Genomic DNA, 730 nt, shown 5'->3' on the forward strand with positions numbered 1-730 from the left:
CTCAAATAAATGGAGGGCGAGAGGGCTTTCAATGCATAATCACGATCCGGCCACCCCCGATCACGGCTCGATGGCTGAGATTATTCGCAACCACGACTGGGTAAGCACCAGCCTTGGACCGATGTCGTCGTGGCCGCCCCAATTGAAGTGTGCGATTGACATCGTAATTCCGTCGGGTGCGCAGATCGTGATGTTTTGCGGGGATGACTTCACCGCCATTTATAATGACGCATATGCCCCATCAATCGGGAACAAGCACCCGAGGGCCTTAGGGAGGCCGGCGAAAGAAAACTGGGCTGAACTTTGGGACGACCTGGAGCCGCTTCTCCTGAAAGTTAGGGAAGGCGGCGAAACAATCGTTGCCAAGGATAGGCCCTTCTATATCGAACGGCACGGCGTGCCGGAAACAGTCTACTTCGACATTTCCTATTCGCCCGTTTCCGACGAACGCGGCCAGGTGCTCGCGGTGCTCTGCATCGTGAATGAAACGACGGAACGGGTTGGGTACGAGGCAAAGCTAAAACGCCTGGCGTCAATCATCGCCTCGTCGGAAGATGCGATCCTCGGTATTGACCTAGCCATGACGGTTACCGATTGGAACAGTGGCGCCGAAAAGCTCTATGGATTTTGCGCCGAGGAAATCGTTGGTAGGTCTGTCACCCTTCTCGTTCCAGACGACCGCATCGACGAGGAGGCTCGCATCATCGCCCGCATCAAGGCGGGAGAGCGG

At 56.2% G+C, this 730-nt stretch carries 1 protein-coding gene; it reads left to right on the forward strand.

The window, feature by feature from the left end; all coding sequences use genetic code 11:
• Positions 1-31: 31 nt before the first annotated feature.
• A partial coding sequence (locus tag AAIH70_RS30975; protein WP_430038191.1) for a PAS domain-containing protein occupies positions 32-730 on the forward strand: 699 nt, incomplete at its 3' end.

Source organism: Neorhizobium sp. BT27B (assembly GCF_050455485.1).
GTDB lineage: Bacteria > Pseudomonadota > Alphaproteobacteria > Rhizobiales > Rhizobiaceae > Neorhizobium.